15 protein-coding genes are annotated in these 18,766 nt (G+C 43.5%); 7 read left to right on the top strand and 8 right to left on the bottom strand.

Annotated features, from left to right (window positions below):
- Positions 1-158 precede the first annotated feature (158 nt).
- A complete protein-coding gene (locus DKT75_RS11835; protein WP_109823647.1) occupies positions 159-1,298 on the bottom strand; it encodes an ATP-binding protein in 1,140 nt (379 codons plus the stop codon).
- 232 nt (positions 1,299-1,530) lie between these two features.
- Between DKT75_RS11835 and DKT75_RS11830 the strand changes: the two genes are divergently transcribed.
- A complete protein-coding gene (locus DKT75_RS11830) occupies positions 1,531-2,118 on the top strand; it encodes a cob(I)yrinic acid a,c-diamide adenosyltransferase (RefSeq protein WP_109823646.1) in 588 nt (195 codons plus the stop codon).
- A gap of 66 nt (positions 2,119-2,184) precedes the next feature.
- Here DKT75_RS11830 and DKT75_RS11825 read toward each other — a convergent pair whose 3' ends face one another.
- Positions 2,185-2,628 (bottom strand): DUF1499 domain-containing protein, encoded by a 444-nt coding sequence (locus DKT75_RS11825; protein WP_109823645.1) that lies wholly within the window; start codon positions 2,626-2,628, stop codon positions 2,185-2,187.
- A 90-nt stretch (positions 2,629-2,718) separates the two neighbouring features.
- Here DKT75_RS11825 and DKT75_RS11820 point away from each other — a divergent pair, with 90 nt between their 5' ends.
- Positions 2,719-4,065 (top strand): MBL fold metallo-hydrolase, encoded by a 1,347-nt coding sequence (locus DKT75_RS11820; RefSeq protein WP_109823644.1) that lies wholly within the window; start codon positions 2,719-2,721, stop codon positions 4,063-4,065.
- A gap of 1 nt (position 4,066) precedes the next feature.
- On the opposite strand, the gene DKT75_RS11815 is transcribed toward DKT75_RS11820, so the two are convergent.
- Positions 4,067-4,654: a cytochrome b gene (locus tag DKT75_RS11815; protein ID WP_109823643.1), complete on the bottom strand. Its 588-nt coding sequence runs from the start codon at positions 4,652-4,654 to the stop codon at positions 4,067-4,069.
- A gap of 169 nt (positions 4,655-4,823) precedes the next feature.
- Positions 4,824-5,816, bottom strand: coding sequence for a Fic family protein (locus tag DKT75_RS11810; RefSeq protein WP_109823642.1), 993 nt, complete (start codon positions 5,814-5,816; stop codon positions 4,824-4,826).
- A gap of 312 nt (positions 5,817-6,128) precedes the next feature.
- On the opposite strand from DKT75_RS11810, the gene DKT75_RS11805 reads away from it, so the two are divergent.
- Positions 6,129-10,070: an NACHT domain-containing protein gene (locus DKT75_RS11805; RefSeq protein WP_109823641.1), complete on the top strand. Its 3,942-nt coding sequence runs from the start codon at positions 6,129-6,131 to the stop codon at positions 10,068-10,070.
- Between the two features lie 14 nt (positions 10,071-10,084).
- Here the strand turns inward: DKT75_RS11805 and DKT75_RS11800 are convergent, their stop codons facing one another.
- Positions 10,085-11,101: a phytanoyl-CoA dioxygenase family protein gene (locus DKT75_RS11800; protein ID WP_109823640.1), complete on the bottom strand. Its 1,017-nt coding sequence runs from the start codon at positions 11,099-11,101 to the stop codon at positions 10,085-10,087.
- 109 nt (positions 11,102-11,210) lie between these two features.
- On the opposite strand from DKT75_RS11800, the gene DKT75_RS11795 reads away from it, so the two are divergent.
- Positions 11,211-11,660, top strand: coding sequence for a methylglyoxal synthase (locus DKT75_RS11795; protein ID WP_109823639.1), 450 nt, complete (start codon positions 11,211-11,213; stop codon positions 11,658-11,660).
- On the opposite strand, the gene chrA is transcribed toward DKT75_RS11795, so the two are convergent.
- Positions 11,657-12,817 carry a chromate efflux transporter gene (gene chrA, locus DKT75_RS11790; protein ID WP_109823638.1) on the bottom strand — a complete coding sequence of 387 codons (1,161 nt, stop codon included), beginning with the start codon at positions 12,815-12,817 and terminating at the stop codon, positions 11,657-11,659. The genes DKT75_RS11795 and chrA overlap by 4 nt on opposite strands.
- Positions 12,818-13,046: 229 nt before the next feature.
- On the opposite strand from chrA, the gene DKT75_RS11785 reads away from it, so the two are divergent.
- Complete coding sequence (locus tag DKT75_RS11785; protein WP_109823637.1) at positions 13,047-13,454, top strand: DUF6524 family protein; 408 nt, start codon at positions 13,047-13,049, stop codon at positions 13,452-13,454.
- Between the two features lie 78 nt (positions 13,455-13,532).
- Positions 13,533-14,411: a hypothetical protein gene (locus DKT75_RS11780; protein WP_109823636.1), complete on the top strand. Its 879-nt coding sequence runs from the start codon at positions 13,533-13,535 to the stop codon at positions 14,409-14,411.
- A 55-nt stretch (positions 14,412-14,466) separates the two neighbouring features.
- Here DKT75_RS11780 and DKT75_RS11775 read toward each other — a convergent pair whose 3' ends face one another.
- Complete coding sequence (locus DKT75_RS11775) at positions 14,467-15,654, bottom strand: formylglycine-generating enzyme family protein (RefSeq protein ID WP_109823635.1); 1,188 nt, start codon at positions 15,652-15,654, stop codon at positions 14,467-14,469.
- A gap of 12 nt (positions 15,655-15,666) precedes the next feature.
- Positions 15,667-16,266, bottom strand: a complete 600-nt coding sequence (locus DKT75_RS11770) for an RNA polymerase sigma factor (protein ID WP_146201363.1) — start codon at positions 16,264-16,266, stop codon at positions 15,667-15,669.
- 226 nt (positions 16,267-16,492) lie between these two features.
- Between DKT75_RS11770 and DKT75_RS11765 the strand changes: the two genes are divergently transcribed.
- Positions 16,493-18,751: an ankyrin repeat domain-containing protein gene (locus DKT75_RS11765; RefSeq protein ID WP_109823633.1), complete on the top strand. Its 2,259-nt coding sequence runs from the start codon at positions 16,493-16,495 to the stop codon at positions 18,749-18,751.
- Positions 18,752-18,766: the final 15 nt, after the last annotated feature.

The raw sequence follows: 18,766 nt of genomic DNA, 5'->3' as shown, positions 1-18,766 counted from the left end.
GACTCTACTCTAAGCGAGTAGCAGATTGACACAGGAACTGTAGTTACCTAGGAGTGCGCCACGGGGGTTCGATTCCCCCAGGCTCCACCGATAAGTCCTAAACTAAAGTGGGCAACCGTACTACCTCCGTAGCGATGGCTATAAAAGTCATTACTCACCTACTCCACCCCAACAAACGTCTCAAAACTCTCCGGCGTAACTAGCTCTGTTTTACTATCAGGATAAGCTTTCAAAAAGGCCTCAGGAAACTTCACTCGTGCCTTCGCACTCCATTTAAACTCCCATGCGGTCAACCCTTGATGAGTTGATTCAATGTAATCTATTTCTTGCTGGTTCTTGGTTCTCCAAAAGAACGGCTGAGTACTAGAATCCTGCTGATAGGCTAGATACTTTTGTCGCTCACTCACTAAGAAGTTTTCCCAAAGCGCGCCAACATCGGTGCGTGACTCAAATGGGGTAAAGTTGCCAATAACAGCATTTCGGATGCCGTTATCATAGAAGTAAATTTTCTTACTTTTCTTAAGCTCCGTTCTCACATTTTTGCTGTATGACGGCAAGCGAAAAATGATGAATGCTTTCTCTAGCACATCAATATATTTTTCAATGGTGTGGTTGCTTGATCCCGTTAGGCGAGCCAGTTCATTATAAGAAACTTCTGAGCCAAGCTGTAACGCCAACGCTCTTACTAATTTGTTTAGCAGCTGCGGTTTATTAATCCCCTCTAAAGCCAGAATATCTTTATAGAGGTAACTATCTGATAGTAGCACCAGAGAGCGCTCTGCTTTTCGGGTGCTAACGCTATTGACGACTTCAGGGTAATACCCATAAACAAGACGATCATTGAGCAGTCTTTTCTCTTCTAACCAGTTGGTATGCTGGGTCATTTCAGCAAAAGAGAACGGGAATAGTGTGTACTCGTACTTTCTGCCTGTGAGTGGCTCACTGGTCTTATTTGCTAGATCAAATGAAGAAGAACCTGTCGCAATCACTTGAACATCACTAATCTGATCAGTAATGAGCTTTAGCGTTAAACCAATGTTTTGAATACGCTGAGCCTCATCCAAAAACAATATACGCTTATCACCAATCAATCGCTTAAGTTGAGTAGAAGTAATATCTTTGAATAACTGACGGGTATCAGGCTCATCGCCGTTAAACATTAAGGTATCTTTTTCATAAGGCTGAATAAGCTGTTTGACTAGCGTAGTCTTGCCTACCTGACGAGCGCCAAAAATTAGAATAGCCTTCCCCTGAAATAGGTCATCCTTGATATCTGTGTATACTTGGCGCTGAATCATAGTCTGTTATCTAGTCTAATATTAGCAGCCATTTTGGAATTCAACTTCCAAATAGTCAAGACTTTTTGGAATCCCATTTCCAAATGGTCAAGACTTTTTGGAAGTTAACTTACGAATTAGTACGCATTTCACTTCTTTTTCGTAACTAAAAACACCTCCAATAACACCACTATTAGCTTCAAAAGCGTTATATGTTTAGACTCACCTCACATATAACGAGCAAGGAAACAACGTGGGCAACCGTATTTCAAAGGTTTACACCCGTACCGGTGACGATGGTACAACCGGCATCTCAGGCGATATTCGTTTAGCAAAAGATAACCCACTTATTGAAGCAATCGGTGAAGTGGACGAGCTAAACTCAGATATTGGTGTCGTCGTTGCGTTCTGTGATGATGAAGAAGTTAATCAACAATTGCAGGGCATTCAACACGACTTGTTTAACTTGGGCGGCATGTTGTCGTACCCACAGTTTGACGGTTTCACCGCACAGCGCGTGGATGCTTTGGAAGCGTTGATTGATCTTTATAATGAAGAGCTAGCGCCACTCAAAGAGTTCATCTTACCCGGTGGAACACAGGGTGCAGCGCATGCGCAAAAGACTAGAGCGGTTTGCCGCCGTGTTGAACGCCGACTGGTCACGCTAAACCACTTTTACCAAGCTGAGCCTGCACAGTTTGAGTCTGCGAGTTCTGAGCAATTGGTGGGTGCGAGTAAGTATGTGAATCGTTTGTCTGACCTGCTATTCACCATTGGCCGCTTGTTAAACAAACGCGCCAACAGTGACGAGATCATGTGGTCGAGTCACCGAACAAAGTAACACCTATTCGGTAATGACCTAAAGTAGCTGCCTCGCTCGACTGAACAGGCAGCTACTTTAACTCTCTTATTTAATAGCAGCTCGGATTGACTCAACACGCTTACGGTTGACGCCTAAATCAGACGTACCTGAGCGAGAGCCAGAGCGAATATGTATTACGCCGGCTGCATCATCACGTCTTAGCTCAAGGTCATCTTTAAACTTAAACAACTTAGACTGATACGTCGCCCAAAAGTGAGTTGGTTGAGATGACTTAACCATTGCGCCCTGTGCAACGACGGCTGTTTGAGCGGCTTGCCACAACTCATCCATAGACCCTGTGCCACTCAGTGGCTCAATGAATTTCTCACCCGTTGTCTCACTACTTACGCAGTTTGGTTTTTCTGAGCAAGGACGTAACTTGCCCTCAATAAGTGCTGTATTTGGTGCGACCGCAGTGATCGATAAGTATACAAAGAAAGCAGAGATTGAAAGTACTATCAGCAAGATGATAGAAATTAAGATATTCATTATTGATGTCCCATTCAATAAAATTTTATTTATGGTCTATTATAGACTTTAGTCTAAAGAAAAATCTTTAATAATAAGCAGGAAATCACAATGCGCGGTGCAGTAGCAGCAATCTTTATTTACGACAATCAAGTCTTTAGTATTTTGCGACAAACAAGCCTAGCTGCGTTTCCTGGCTTTACCGCTTTTCCCGGTGGCAAGATTGATAGTGGCGATGAAGTGTTCGCCTGTCAGCATCCCTTATTAAGCACGTTCTCTCAGGAAAATATTGGTGCGCTCATCCGTGAAATACGTGAGGAGTTAGGTTTTGACCTAGTCCAATCACTTGAACAAAATCAGGTCGTTAGTATCAGTCAGTTTGGTACATCGACCACCCCAACCTACCAAAAGCACCGCTTCGATATTCAGTTTTATAAAATCACGTTAAACAGCCTACCCACCTTTGCACTTGAGCCAAAAGAAGTGGCTAGCGGCACATGGTTAGCGCCTAAAAAGTTGCTGCAACACTACTTCGACGGTGACGCGATGGTGGTCAGTGCTACACTAAAAATCCTCAAGGCACTGGCAGATGATGTCACGCTTGAGTCGGCCGATATTGAGAGCGGCTTTGAAGACAGTGACATGCTGCCGCTCGTACCCTTCATTCATGATGTCATGCACATAGCCGTGCCCTCTCACACGCTACCACCGGCTACGACCACCAACTCACTATTGATTGGTGATAAAGGCTCGCTGCGCATACTGACCGACCCATCACCGAGCAGTAACGAGATACTTGAGTTACTCAAAACCAGTTTAGCCGAATACAAACCAGACGCGATTTTATTAAGCCATCACCACCCTGACCACCACGAGCGTGCGCCACAACTGGCTAAGGATTGGAACATCCCTATTCTCTGCTCGCAAAAGTGTCAACAACGGCTACTGCAACGCTTTGGCAGTGACTACCTAGATGATATTGATGTGCGCCATATTCAACAAAATGACGTGGTGACGCAGTGGCATGGGGATGATGTGATCTGCCACGAACTACCGGGGCATGACGATACGATGGTTGGACTAGCCGCTAAAAATCTGGAGTGGTTTTATGTCGCAGACTTGGTTGAGCCGGGTACGACCGTGGTGATCCCTGAGCCTGAGGGCGACATGGCGGTGTACTTTGAGAGCCTTGAACGAGTGATTGCGATGCAGCCTAAACACATTATCCCATCACATGGTTTACCCGTGGTTGGGACGTCGCTGTTGAGTAAGACCTTGGAGCATCGAATATTGCGCGAGCGACAGATACTGGAAGCGCACAATAACGGTTTACGAGACGAGGAGTTATTGGGAGCACTTTACCCTCAGCTTGCTGAACAGCTTATCCCCTATGCTGAGCAGAATATTCGCCAGCACTTAAGAAAGCTTGGGCTTTATTCAGAGGGTAAAGTGCGTTAAATCATTTGCCGTTAGTCATCTTTTTAAGCGTGCGATCTTCTAGCACATAGTGATGATATAGCGCTGCGGTAGCATGACCGACGATCAATATCCAAACGAGCCAAGCGCCTAAAATATCTTTATGAATGAAATCGATTGGCGCTTCAAACTCTTCAAATGTCATACCCAAACCGTTAGTGACAAGCATCTCGAATATCTGAGTGTCTGCGAAGCGTGGGATCTCAAACAAGAAGAAGTAATTAGTGCTTCCGCCAAACCCAAAGTAACCCGTGACAGGCATTAGAATCATAATCGCGTAAAGCGCATAATGACCAAGCTTTGCAGCCAAGTGTGTCAGCTTTGTACCCGGCTCTTCATTGGGCGCACGATTAGTGAAACGCCACAACAAACGAAGCACCACTACCACAAATACCGTAATACCAATCGATGCGTGAATTTGTAGCGCGGTAAACCCCTCAGGCGAGCGACCTTCGGTAAACCAGTGTCGGTAGTAATAAGTCATGTACGCGCCTAAGAAAAGTGCGGCCGTTATCCAGTGCAGCCACTTCGCTATTACGCCGTAGTTTTCAGCGGTGTTTCTAATGCTCATTTTCTCTCCGTGACTCATCGTCACTCTTATATTTAACTAAGCTTGAACATTAACACGCTCTAAAACCTTGAAATAGCAGCCTGCTTGTAAAGGTTTGTTAAATATTGGTTCTTACTTTCTCCATAATTTTATAGATAAAACCATAAAGTGACACTTTACGCTTTTAGCTTTAACCATTCGTTTTATTTACAAGCTTTAGCCCAATCTCCTCCAGACTGAAGCGCTGGCCTTTTAGCTCAATAATCTCCTCAATACGTTTCAGCTGATCACGCGCATACAAGGTATAGCCTTTTTCTGTTTTGCTCGCGACATCGAGTAAGCCAAGACTCGTCCAGTAACGAATGGTCGGAGTCGTTTGCCCACTAAGCTTCGACAACTCCCCAATCTTCAATAACTTGGTTGGGTTAATTGGCTGTGGCGCATCCTCACCACGAGCCGCCTTGAGATAGATATCCAGTGATTTATCAACAGATGCCGCAATCAGCTTATCGAAGTTATCGCGACTCCCACCAAGCTGTGCCTGCTCCAAAGACTTGATGTATCGGTCACGTTGACGCTTACTAATAATGGCGGGCGGGTAACCGTTTTGCATCAAAATCAGATTCATTAATAAGCGAGCTGTTCGCCCGTTACCATCTGCAAAGGGATGAATCGTCACCAACTCATAATGCGCCCAAGTCGCTAAGGCGACAGGGTGCAGCTTAGATGCATCGTCGTGAATCTTACTCACAAACTCTGCCATCAAACGTGAGACTTTAACGTGGTTTGGCAACACCACTAGAGAACCAGAAATTCGTACAGGGAAAGCGCGATATGCACCCGCATTTGGATCATCAATCGCATGAAGGATTAGATGATGAATCGCTAAAATGTCTTGCTCGGTGATGGTTATACTGGGTCGGTCAATCAGCGTCTTAACATGCTCTAGGGCATTGGCGTGATTGCGCGCTTCTAAGTGTTCGTTGAGGCTTTTACCACGAACCGTTAAACCCTTTTCCACCACTAGGGCTGTCTCTTGACGAGTCAGGGTGTTGCCCTCAATCGCATTTGAGGTGTACGTCAGCTCTACTCGAAACCAATCTTCGAGGTTTGTGACCAGCTCTGGTGGCATCGGTCGGCATTGATCGAGCTCTGTTTTTTTCTTGCTTAACGCTTCGTACATAGTAAAACCATAAAGTGACACTTTACGCTTTTATACCATACTTACTATTATCTAAGCATCCGTATTTAAATAACACCAAAGAACATCTCCTAGTTCGACTTCAAGCTAGATTACTCGATCCTCGGGTATCTCTTCTGTTACCTCTGCGACTTGTTCCGCTAACTCAGTAAGTAAACTTTTAAGGTAAAAAAATATTACCTTCTAAGCAGACCTGCAAAGACGACACTTTATGATCATTTGAATTACACTTGAGTAAAATGACTTCTTTCATTTAAATAGCAAATATATCAACGAACATCATAGGGTACTGCCGTGTCTAAAAATAAATCTCCAGCAGGTGGGGCAGCAACAGGTGGCGGAATAAACTATCAGGCTACGGTCTCAGCAATCGCAACTGTTTACATGATGAAAGGACAATCATTGCAATGGCTTCACGGGCTAATTGAAGATATTCCTGTAGCTATCGAAGCTGAAACAAATGGACCCGGTGATGACATCCGACTTATCTTAAAGTCAGGTGATGTGGTTGAAGTTCAGGTAAAAAAAGGGCTCCAAAGAGGCAATAAATTATGGGATTCTCTGATGGCTCTGGCCAAGGCTATTAATGATAAAACAATAAGTTATGGCGTTCTAATCGTATCACCCAGCAGCAGTAGTACAATTACTCAGAACTTAAGCAAAGATATTACTAGGCTCGGCGATGGACGCGAAGATGAAATTGCCCCCATTTCAAAAGAGTTTCTTGAAAGACTCACGAAAGATAATCTACCCACTCGTTCAACCTGTCAAAATATTCGTATTCAAACAATAAGTGCCACACCTGCTGACGAAGCTGATATCCGCACTGCACAGAATATGCTTAACGACCTTTGTAGTGACCATACGCAAACCACTGCTGCTTGGAATAGCATTTGCAAAGATGCAGCGCGCTTAATTGAATTGAAGGGAAGGCGAGAGATGTCATCTATATCTCGCTTACTCAAATCTGAAGGAATCAAGCTTTCTCAAGAGACATCTAAAGCCCCAGTTGTGTTGTTAAATAAGCTATGCGAGTGGATTTCTGATACACAAGAGTACTTTTCAATACTTGGTGTACAAAAGAAACTAAAAGTTGACCAAGCATGGATTCCCGTGCGTGTGGTTGTAGAAAAGACTCCCGATGAAGCAACTGATACCCTTGCTGAAGCCCTGAAAAAATATCAATCCTTGAGCTCAAGGTCTATTAGCAATGATGAAACTATTGTCGACCCTGAAACTCTTGGACGATTTATTCAGCGTGGTGTTTTGATAGGTGGCCCAGGAATGGGGAAAACTACTTTATTAAAACGGATAGCTCGGCGTTATAGCGAGGATCGTATTCCGGTTCTAAATATGAAATTAAAAGCTGTGGCTGCTCGTATGCAGAGTGGCTACAGCTTTGAAGAGGCTATCTTTGACTTATCATTAGATGGAAGTGGCATTAGCTCAGCGGAAGCGAAGGAGTCTAAGTTCCAGAGTTGGTTACTGCTTTGTGACGGTTTAGACGAATGCGGTTCTTTGCAAGAAGAAGTAGCGGCTGGTGTTGAACGTTTTGCCATTGGCTATCCAAGCGCTCGTGTATTAGTAACTACACGCCCTGTTGGCTACGATACAGCTCACTTTAGTGATTGGCGGCATTATAGATTGGCCACGATGGAACCTTCATCTGCCGTCTCAAATTTGGCAACGTTGGTCTACGCAAGCATGCCAAGCAATTTTGAACACCAAAATGATATAAATAAGCTCTGCGACAAAGAGCTCACCAATAAGGAATTTAAAGAAGTAGTAGCTAGAAGCCCTTTACTTTTAGGACTTTCAGCATCAGTACTGGTGCGTGGTCGGCATTTAGGTGAGACGAAAGAAAAATTATTTGAGCAGATATTCGAAATTATTGATGAGACACCTAACCCTCGTATTGCTGAGGCACCAGAATCTTTAATATTGCGCAAAAAGTTCTTGAATATTTTAGGTTGGCACCTTACTAACGATCCGTTAACTAGACTCAATGAACTACTAGAACCCTGCGCTATTAGTATTAAATCAGACCTTGAGTGTAGCCTTGTCAAAGCTCATTCGGAGGTAGAAAAACTTCTTCAGTACTGGGAGAGTATTGGAGTAGTTGAACGTATTGGTATCAACTCCGAGAAGACCGTTTCCTTTATCCATAAAAGTTTTGGCGAATTTGTAGCTGCTCGTTATCTAATTTCTTTAACACCTCCAGAGCAAGATACATATTTAAATAGTGTTTATCGAAAGTCTGAGTTTAAGGAAGTTCTGAGGTTTGCTGTTTTATTAGGGCTTGCGGACAAGGTTAGTTCTGCACTGGTTTCAGATGAATCAGATTGCGCTTATAAATCTATAGTTCTTGCACTGGAGATTATGATAACAAAAGAGAATTCGGTTGAAAGCAGTTTGAGAATAAAAATTCTTGAAAGAGCGTTTAAAATTGTACAGTCAGAGAAAAAAGATGAGGCTTTTCAAGTTGGTATGTCATTATCTTTAGTTGCGAAGCACTACCCAAATGAAGTCGGTTTGCGAGCCAAAAAACTATTAAAGCATGAACAACCATGGACATATTTGGCAGCTTGGACATCATCACTTGCCGCAGGAAAGAGTTATTACCCCGTTGAGGAGCTCGAAAGTGCTTTACGTGTTAACCAGAAAAGAATCAAAAGCCCATGGTCCCAATCGTTAGGCGGTAATGGAATGATATTTAGCAAAAACTATGGTTATGAGCTACTAGAGTCATTCACTCTATCTATATTACCCGTTTTAATTGAAACAAAACCTGCACCACTAATAGATGAGTTCATAGAAGAGTTATTAGAAAGAGAACGTTACGGATCAACGACATTTAGTAATGGACTCTATAAAATATTAAAAGAAAAAAATATAGTTTGGGCAAAAAACAAACTGCACGAAAAAAATCTAGCTCGTTTGTCAGGCGTACTTTCAGGTAATGATAAATATGACAATGCTAACCGTATAGCCTACACAGCTGTTTTTGATGCTCTAGGCGCATCAGAAGAAATAGATTCAAATAATGTTGAACCAAAGCCACTGATAAACCTTAGCGCGCTTTTAGCTTCAATGCACTTCGAAAAAAATATTGTCTGGAACTGGACTGAAGGTTTTGACCAAGAAGTAACTAATGAAATACTTAGAAACTTTGTTAAGTTGACAGGTATTGATACAGTAGCTCTTCAACAAGAAGCTCAGCATGCAAGAAACTACTTGTATGCGGAAAATAATGACAAGAGAAGTTTTTATGACCTCCAAGTTGATGTTGACCCAACCGAAATTGACTGGAATTTAGCTTCAACTCTGGATTTAAATATAAAAAAGGTTGAATCTGCACTTCATCACCCCTCGCACTTAATTGTTTGGATTGCTGTTAACTTTATTGAAAATTTACTACCTAAACCTGACCAACTAATACTTGTAGAAGAATTACTAGATACTGGCCAAGGATATGCCCTAGGTGGAGCAGCTGCCTTGATTGCGCAGTTAGATCAAGATGAATCGAGGAGACTGTTATTCAAACGATTATCTGAACCACTTGTAGATGGCTGTGAGTACCTTTTTCAGCAGCTAAAAAAAGTTGATTTGGAGTACAGTGATAAGCTCTTTTCAATATTTAAAAATGGTCTGAGCAGTAATCCTAAGACTGCTGTTGTTGTGGCTGAACATCTTTATGAGCTCACTGACCCCGAACACACTAAATTGTTCAACCTGTTTACCTATGGTCTAGATTACTGGGCAAAAAATGAAGAACCTTATCCCGTGAAGGGAGGAGTTATTCCTATCAGTCCACGTGAAAAACTCTTAGAGGCATTAATAAAAACCAGGCAGCTGAATTATGACGAAATCAAGCTTTTTTTGAATGATCCTCGATCTGATATAAAAAATATAGCAAGAACTGAACTCATAAAAAGCTTCAAGTCATCGAGAACTAATCACTCAGTATTTCTCGATGAAATTGACAATGAGGCCTTGTCAGCATCACTACTTCGTCAGGCAATTGAGGCAATGCTTCCACTCGGAGACAATGAGTTTAAAAAGTGGGAAGCACTCATCGTACATAAAAATCCAGAGATAAGATTTGCTTCGATGGACTTATTCGATTTAGATTTTCTGTATGAAGATGATAAAAAGAAGTATGTAACTTTAATGCTTGATGATACTGAAGAAGAAATACGAGAAAGAGCTTCAGAAATCTTGAAACTCTTTGTATAAGGTTTGTAGTCATGTCAATCATCAACAACATACCAAGGCGACCTCCCCCCACGCTTAGCCGCCTTCCTATCAGCCTTCAACCGAAACAAGTCCAATAACTTATACTGCCACTCATCCAACAACTGACTCGGCACACTCGGTATCGGCATAAACGGATTCGTTCGACTATCGCCATATATCCCAAGTCGCGTACTTTTCTCAGACTCAGTCCGCTTATGAATACCAAACGTATTCGCAATCACCAAGCTGTTCGCTGGCACCACAAACGCCTTTGGTTCTGGCAAACCTAACTCCGCCAACTCTTCATCGCTATAACGCATAGAGCCGCGTTTGGCGTAGCGGTTTTCTTGGTGCTTACCCTTCACACTCTTTCTGTATTCCATCTTTATACGCGCCCACGTTAGTCGGTTAGACTCTGGCACATAGGTAAACGGGCCTTTCTCTAAAGTAACGTCTTCGAGAAAATACCAGCACTTCATGGTCGGGTGAAAGGTGTCGGTGTGAAAGCTTTTTTGTGGGTCTTCTTCGCCTTCTAAGTAGTGGTTTTTGACTTGCTCAATATAGTAAAAAGGCGCACGAAATGAGCCAGCGGTAAATTGTGCCAAGCGTGACAACGCTTTCGACTCAAGTAAACGTCCAATAGCAGGAACCTGTTGGCGGGCCTCAGGCGACATCACTGCGCGCTGGGTTAAGGTATTTCCTTGTCGCCCTTCCCGCGTTTCACCGTCGTAATTCTGCGCTTCCTCTACTAGTTGCTTAAATTCTTCAACATCCAAAAAGTCTGTTTTGAGGAGGTAACCATTTTGCCGATAAAACTGTCTGTCTTCTTTCGAGACTTGCCAACTCAGTAAGTACATTCGCAAGCCCATGACACTGTGAGACAGTACTAGACGAATCACGTGCAGGCCTAAGCGGTTCAACAATAGGCTGCCGATAATCGGGTTGGCTTCAAATGATTTGCTGGTTGTGACTAACTGAACCAACCAAACAGGGATCATGATTACTCGTTTAATCGCGTGTGCTGGGGTCATGGGAAACTCTCAATGGCTTTTTAACATTCTAACAGTTAAGCGCCCATTTGCGAGTCACAGAATAAACCAGTATGTTTACCCTAATAATCAATAAAGAAGGCAGGAAACAATGAGTAAAGCAGTTGCGATGGTGGCACATGACCGCATGAAAACAGAGCTAGCTGAGTGGGTCGTTAAGAACCGACTACAGTTTAAAGACCTACGTATCGTTGCAACGGGAACAACAGGGAAATTGCTGGCAGAACATGCACCAGAGCTAGACATCACCTGTTTGAAAAGTGGCCCACTCGGTGGTGATCAACAGATTGGTGCGATGATTGCTGAGGGTCAACTAGAAGCCCTTTTCTTCTTCCAAGACCCAATGACACCGCAGCCACATGACTCTGACATTCGCGCATTGGCACGTCTGGCTCAGGTCTATGATATTCCGATGGCAGGTAACCCTAGTACTGCGAACTATATGATTACTAGCCCTTACTTTGATAACCCTGAGCTAGCACCGGGTGCTGATCCAGTGGACCATCAGTTCCAAGACTATCTGGCACGTAAGATAGACTAAGCAACGACCAGCAGTGTGTTTAAAATACCAACGCTAATAAAACCGAGCACCAGTAGCAATATTGGTGCTTTTAGTACGCGTAATAAAAAGAAACCGATCATAACGAATACCATATCGATGGGTTTGATGACGCCACTAGTAAAGACAGGCTGATACAGCGCAGACATGAGCAAACCGACAACGGCAGCATTTATTCCCCAAATAGCACCTGCTACTTTTGGGTTTGCAGCTAATGTTTCCCACGCGCCTTGCAAGCTGATGACCAATAAGAACCCTGGTAAAAATATTGCTAGCGTCGCAACGACCGCACCGAGTAACGGACTCGACTCGGCCATATCAGCACCTAAGAACGTTGCAAAGGTAAACATTGGGCCGGGGACTGCCTGTGCCGCTGCGTAGCCTGTTAAAAAGCTATCCGGTGTCACCGAGTCTCCCACGGTTTGCTGAAGTAATGGTAAGACAACGTGACCGCCACCAAACACCAAGCTACCCGAATGGTAAAAGTCTGAAGCCAACGCGAACCACGCAGAAAAGTTGGCCAGTAGTGGCAGCGCTACAAATAACACTGCAAATACAATGACGATTCCCCACTTGATGCCGACTGACTTAACCACTGGCACTGTTTCATCGGTATGCATGACAAAGCCGATTAAGGCCGCTCCGAGCAACACGCCCATTTGTGTCCAAATACTAGGGAATAATAACAAGGCACTGGCTGTGACTATTGCCATCGCCATCGCGCCTTTTTCTTTGCAAAAAGTGTTGAACATACTCAGCGTAGCATCGGCCACGACGACGACTGCGAGTAGCTTTAGTCCATCAATTGCACCGTCAAACCACAGACTGTGTGTATCGCCAAAGGCATTGATTGCCAATATATACATGAGTACAAACGAAGGAAGTGTGAACCCTAAGAAGGCAGCTATTCCGCCAGCAATACCAGAGCGCTGTAAACCGATGGAGAAGCCGACCTGACTGGAGCCGGGGCCGGGTAAAAACTGACTGAGGGAAACGAGTCGTGCATAGGCTGCATCATCGAGCCAGTTTAAACGTTGAACAAATGTTTTTTGAAAGTACCCCATGTGTGCCGCTGGCCCACCAAAACTGACACAACCTAGCGCAAGAAACCGCCAAAATATCTCAAAAACTTGCTGCATAGGAGCTCCATTTGATTGAACAATAACTGGGGTATAAACACAAAACAGCAAACCACCATACAGGATGATTGTTAGGGGATTATGACAATATCATTACGGCTGATAATTGCCGGTACTTGTTCCCTTATTCGACATAACTATCTATAATATATACAAACATTATTGATTCGGATATCAATAATTAACCAATAAAAAATATTATTTATAATAATCGGAGACATAAGAACTCATGGCCATTTTTGGAAAGCTGTTTACGCTTATCGCGTTACTTTCATTGGTAATTTTTGCCAACCCAACGGGTTACAGTTACATCCACTACGCACTTAACTACCCTTGGGCTGTTAACACTCAAAGTGGCTTCATGGCACTTGGTGGCTTGGTGCTTTTGTGTATTGTTCTGTTTTTCTTTTGGTCTGCATGGCGCACGACTGAATTCGTTGGAAAGTTCATCTTTATCATCCTACTGGCAGCTGCAACGTTTATCGCATTTACCATGGGCGCATTCATGAACCGCTACACAACATCATGGTTTGTTATCGGCGTGCTGTATGTATTCTTTTTATGGGGTATGTTTTACCCGCGTATCAAGTACTCACTGTTCAAGACGCGTAGTGTTGATGATGTTGATACAGAGTAAGCCTCTGTCGTTTAATCACTAAGTTGGAGGTAAATAAACTTTCAGGATACCTAAAATAATTATAACTAGGAGAGGGTAATGTTAAATAGAACAACAAAATTACTCATTACCCTCTTCCTTTGTATTCTTACCGCACTCGCCATCATTTACAGTGATGTTATTTGGAGTGTCGTTCTATTAGGCGTACTTTTTTCTAAGGGATTGTTGTTCAAGTTCCTTGTGATTTTGAAGAAGTTTTTCTTCAAAAAAGGCATTGTTTCTCTCTCTACGGTTGCTTGGAAACACGTTGCTGTTAGCTCATTTTTTGCACTGAGCAAACGCGCCATTATCAATACTTTTACTGGGTTCTTCCAAGACCGTATTGTTAAACCACTGATCCACCCCCTCACACGTTACCTCAAAGTAAGATGGCGTATATTCAAAGCCTCTAACCTGTGGCAGAAGTTTTGGACGGTCATATTTGGCACCATCCCAACGTCGCTGGGTCTGTGGTTAGTCGGTATCGCTGACGCTATCTGGCTGCTGATGAAGGGCTTTTCGCTGGCTAAGTTTCTGACGCTTATTCTCAAGTTTATCACTGTGTTTTTTGTGTTCTTCCAAAGTCTGTGGCGTAACTGGATACAGCCTTATATTGATTTCATTGTGATTACGTTATTAGTGACTTATGTCGAGAAGATCCCGTTTATTGGGGGATTTTTTAGGCGTACTCGCATATTGATCAAGTGGCAACTGCGACGTTTTCATTCACGTAGACGACGCATTATTGAGAAACATATTGATGGGCCAGTGAACTCGCTGGGTGAGCGTTTACATAAGCATGTGAACGAGAAGAAGGAAGGCTTAACGCCCAAACGCTCCACGACGCTGAGTGATAACGTGAATGAGCAGGCTAAGAAAAATAAGGGCGAGAAAGCGAGTCTAGATAAGTCTGATGACAATAAGTCACCTATTGAGTAAGCGTCAAAGAGGAGTCACAGCTGACTCCTCTGGCTACAATAATTAGCGACGCATTCTAATGATCGGTTACTACCCGAAAACCATACAAATTACTCCGCTCCACTTCATTCCCAGAGCTACGATAAGCCGAACGAATACTTGGCGGATTATTATCCCAGCCACCGCCACGTCTCGATCTTAGCTTGCTTGTACAGTTTTCATTAGACAGCTCTGGTGTTTGATAACTCTCACGCCAGCAACTAGCCGTCCACTCCCAAGCATTTCCTGCCATATCATGCAGGCCAAACTTATTACTAGAATGAAGGCCCACAGGTGCCGTGTTTAGCCAACTATCATGTGTGGCAGTGCCTTGGTAATTAGCAAAACGCCTATCGCCTTTGCTTCCCCAGTAAAACGCAGTGACACGCCCTGCTCGTGCAGCATACTCCCACTCTGACTCGCTAGGCAGTCGATATTGCTGATTGGTTTTGTCCGTTAACCAAGACACATAATACTGTGTGTCTTGCCAACTCAGGCAAACCACTGGGTGTGAATCTGTCTGAGTGAATCCAGGGTTACGCCAGTTATTAGCAGGTACCATCATCCACTGACTAGGGTTATTTGGATCTAATACCGAGCAACCCTGATTATTTTGCTCAGCCACTGTTTGATAGTTAGTTTCACTCACAAAGTGCTTAAACTGCCCCATCGTCACTTCATAGCGCCCCATGCTAAAGGCCGCAACTTCTACCGTATGTGCTGGGAATTCATTGGTACGGCAACCACCAACAGCATCATCCCAACCAGCAGTACAACCCATCACAAATTCGCCAGCAGGGATACTAACCAACTCAGGCATTAGTGGAAGTATCTTTATGGCTCCTTGCTGAGGCGCTTGAGTTGTTATTTTTTTACCCGTTGATTCAACCGTTGGAGTTACATCTGTACCTCTGCCCTCAAGATAAAACCACACGCTAGCGGCTATCACGAAAACAAGAATACTTGAAATAACAATTTTCGCCCAACGCAGTATGCGAGCGCGTTTCCGCTGACGTTGTATACCCTGCAAGTGCTGGTAAAACGCAGCGGCATCTTCTGGCGTGTGCTGAGTGTTCATTTGCTTAGCGTTACGCCAAATGAGTACCTGACGTAAAGCATCCGCTTCCTGCTCTGCACTACTATGTTCAACAGGCAAATGTTCGCCAGACAACACCGTTTCCCATTGTTTTTGATCGTCCTGATCTTCGCCGTTACTAGTTGCCATTATCGTTAGTCCTCAGCAAAGTACTTGTTTTAGCTGTTTAACACGCTGACGCAAAATCGAGATACGCTTAGCAATCGCACCGCTGGTTCGCCCAGTTTCTTCGGCAATCTCAGCATTACTTTTGCCCATCGCAAAGTGCGTATAGATTGATAAATCCTCACCACCTGTGGGTTGACTCTCAATCTCATCGAAAACTTTTTCGATGCAGTCCGTCTCGTGATACAGATTTTTATGATGAAGCACTTCCGCAGGATACTGGGGCTGCACTTCAACGAGATTACCACTGTTATCAGGCTCTAATAATGTTGGCCGACTTTTCTGTTTACGCAGCTGGTCAATAATCTCATTTCGCACAATTTTAAACAGCCAGCCACTACAGTTGCCTGTTAGTTGCTTATGTTTATTGAGTAATTTAATACCTACTTCCTGCAACACTTCTTGTTGGTCTTCGACACTCAAAGGCTGCATTTTATAACTACAGAACTTGATGTACTGGGTCAAAGTTGCGAGCAGCGCAGTTCCGAGGTCACCTTTTTGAAAGACAAAGTTATCCAGCATTTGGCGACATTCGCTTTCGGAGTTTTTATCGGTATATGACACAGCGTTGGACAAAGCTAACCGTTCCTTCTGTTATAAAGTTTGTATCTACTACAGCAAACTAAAGATTAATTTATATGCTATTTTAATGCAAAATAAACATTCTATATTATAGGAAGTGTCCAGAGAAGGCTTTGTCAGGTGCTCCGCAAATAAATAAAAATAATTTACATCCCCTAGTAAAGATTTGAATTTTGCCCCGTCTGTATAGGTGTTGATTCATTAATTACAGGTAAAACGGATGTTTACACTCACTACAAAGCAAAATCCAAGCGCACTTCTAAAGCTAACCTCAGCAGTAGTACTTGCCCTAACAAGTGCTACTGTTTCGGCAGAGTGCACCATTGATACAAACAACACAAAGCAAGTCGTTGTCACTAAAGGCTCCGTGCAATGCTTATCAGAGGCAGACCAGTTTTTATTAGCAGTTGCAGATAACAATTTACAACGCGCACAGCAGCTATTCAAAAAACAATTCCCAATCGACTACCGTTCAAATAGTCGCTCACTCATTCAGCAGGTGAATGTACGCGCTGACAAACTCAACCGTTATGTTACGGGTAAACGTCGTTACGAGTATGCGAGTGGAACGGCTTACGACATTGCTTTATCGCAAGGTTATACCAAGCTGGCAAAGTGGGTAATCGCGCAAGGGGCTAACCCTGCGGCTGGCTTCTTTCAGAACCATATCGAGTCTATGGACTTCGAACAATACTATCCGACTGACTACCTAAATTTTCCTTATAAGCAACGCGCTAAGATTATTTCTGCAGGTGTAGTTTTAGCTGATGCGGTTAAAGAAAACGATCACATAAAAGCTGCCAACGTATTACGTATTGAACCGCTTGCGATACACTATCAAAACAACCGCCTGCTGCCTGAGGTCATCAAGCTTGGAAAGTGGAATGTCGCGAAGTCATTCTTAGATCATGGTAAGGATGTTGAGCTACTGCAAAACTACGTGCCGATGTTAAGTACGCTAATCACCAGTAAACCAAGCAACTACCCTGTTTTAGAGATGTTTTTAAAACGTGTTTATAAGAGTGACAAGATCGACTTTTTCCCTTTGTTTATGCAAGCGTTGGAAAAAGGCGATAAGGCAGCGATGCGTCTATTGGTGAAGTACAAAACCAACATCAATGTCACCAATAAAAAACCACCTTTGGTGCTGATGGCTGAAGCTAAGAACAACGATATGATTCGTTTTCTATTGGCTATCGGGGCTAACCCAAACTTAGAGTATTCAGGGCAATACTTAATCCATCGCGCCATTGCGAATACCGAGATGGAGCTAGCGCAGGCATTGATTGCCAAAGGTGTGGACGTCAATATTAAAGATGCTTACGAACGTACGCCTATTCAAATTGCCATCGAAAAAAACGACTCTCGCTTTACGCAATTACTACTGAGTAGCGGTGCCAATGTATACGTGAAAGATAAGGATGGTAACAGCCTGTTACACCGTGCAGCGGTGAACGGAAAGACAAATATTGTTACTCAGCTGCTGGCTGATCGCGTCAATATTCATCAGAAAAATGATAAGGGTGAAACAGCATTGTTACTGGCTATCCAGAACGATGAGTTGGCAATCACTCGAACGCTCTTAAAAATAGGCGCAAACCCGCATGTTGGTGATAAATATGGTCGCTCACCTATTGGTAACGCTTTGACTAAGAAGAACTTAAGCTATGCCAAGTTACTCATTGCTAAAAAGGTAAATATCAACAAAATCAGTGATCGTACACAGTCACCATTAATGACTGCGGTAAAAACACAAAACATTCCATTAGTTAAGTTGTTGATTGCGTCGGGCGTTAGACAAAAGACGAGTGATAAAGAGACGGGTAATACGCCGCTTCATATTGCAGTTGCGCAAGAAGACACAACGATTTTGCAGCTTCTATTAGCCGCAAGAGCGGATGTAAATGCGGTTAACGAGGAAGACCGTTATATGTACGGCCAAACGCCGCTGCACCTTGCAACGCGTGCGGGTGATATGAAAAAGATGCGCCTGTTATTGGTCGCAGGTGCTAACGTCAATGCAACCAGCACTAAGTCTAAACGTACCGCTTTACACTATGCGGTTGGTAAAGATGATGAAAAACTTGTTCAGTTGTTACTGGCCTACAAACCTAAATTCACGATGTCAGATAATGAAGCATTCACGCCACTGCACCTTGCGGTTAACAACCACAATACGCTAATCACTCGCATCTTACTCAATGCAGGTGCAAACCCAAATAGTGTAGATAAACAAGGTAATACGCCATTACTTAATGCGCTACTCAATCGTAAGCTAGATATCGCTCAGTACCTATTGCAAAAAGGTGCGGAAGTTAATGTAGCTAATGACTATGAGAAGACACCATTGGATATTGCTTTATCTAAAGGACTGCGCAAAATTGCAACTAGAATGCGTGGCTTAGGTGCTCAGACGAGTGTTGAGCTAGGCGCAGCAAGTTCATTGCGAGTGCAACTGGTTAACGCTACTAAAAAATAATCAGCGTGTTAGTTT

Source organism: Leucothrix arctica (assembly GCF_003172895.1).
Classification (GTDB): Bacteria; Pseudomonadota; Gammaproteobacteria; order Thiotrichales; family Thiotrichaceae; genus Leucothrix; species Leucothrix arctica.
Note: the sequence above shows the minus strand (reverse complement) of the source record. Positions and strands in the feature narration are given on the sequence as shown.

Coding starts and splice junctions, on each gene's coding strand:
- DKT75_RS11810 (WP_109823642.1), bottom strand. CDS start 5,816: ATGTACGAAGCGTTAAGCAAGAAAAAAACAGAGCTCGATCAATGCCGA.
- DKT75_RS11815 (WP_109823643.1), bottom strand. CDS start 4,654: ATGAGCATTAGAAACACCGCTGAAAACTACGGCGTAATAGCGAAGTGG.
- DKT75_RS11820 (WP_109823644.1), top strand. CDS start 2,719: ATGCGCGGTGCAGTAGCAGCAATCTTTATTTACGACAATCAAGTCTTT.
- DKT75_RS11780 (WP_109823636.1), top strand. CDS start 13,533: ATGTTAAATAGAACAACAAAATTACTCATTACCCTCTTCCTTTGTATT.
- DKT75_RS11775 (WP_109823635.1), bottom strand. CDS start 15,654: ATGGCAACTAGTAACGGCGAAGATCAGGACGATCAAAAACAATGGGAA.
- DKT75_RS11800 (WP_109823640.1), bottom strand. CDS start 11,101: ATGACCCCAGCACACGCGATTAAACGAGTAATCATGATCCCTGTTTGG.
- chrA (WP_109823638.1), bottom strand. CDS start 12,817: ATGCAGCAAGTTTTTGAGATATTTTGGCGGTTTCTTGCGCTAGGTTGT.
- DKT75_RS11785 (WP_109823637.1), top strand. CDS start 13,047: ATGGCCATTTTTGGAAAGCTGTTTACGCTTATCGCGTTACTTTCATTG.
- DKT75_RS11795 (WP_109823639.1), top strand. CDS start 11,211: ATGAGTAAAGCAGTTGCGATGGTGGCACATGACCGCATGAAAACAGAG.
- DKT75_RS11825 (WP_109823645.1), bottom strand. CDS start 2,628: ATGAATATCTTAATTTCTATCATCTTGCTGATAGTACTTTCAATCTCT.
- DKT75_RS11765 (WP_109823633.1), top strand. CDS start 16,493: ATGTTTACACTCACTACAAAGCAAAATCCAAGCGCACTTCTAAAGCTA.
- DKT75_RS11835 (WP_109823647.1), bottom strand. CDS start 1,298: ATGATTCAGCGCCAAGTATACACAGATATCAAGGATGACCTATTTCAG.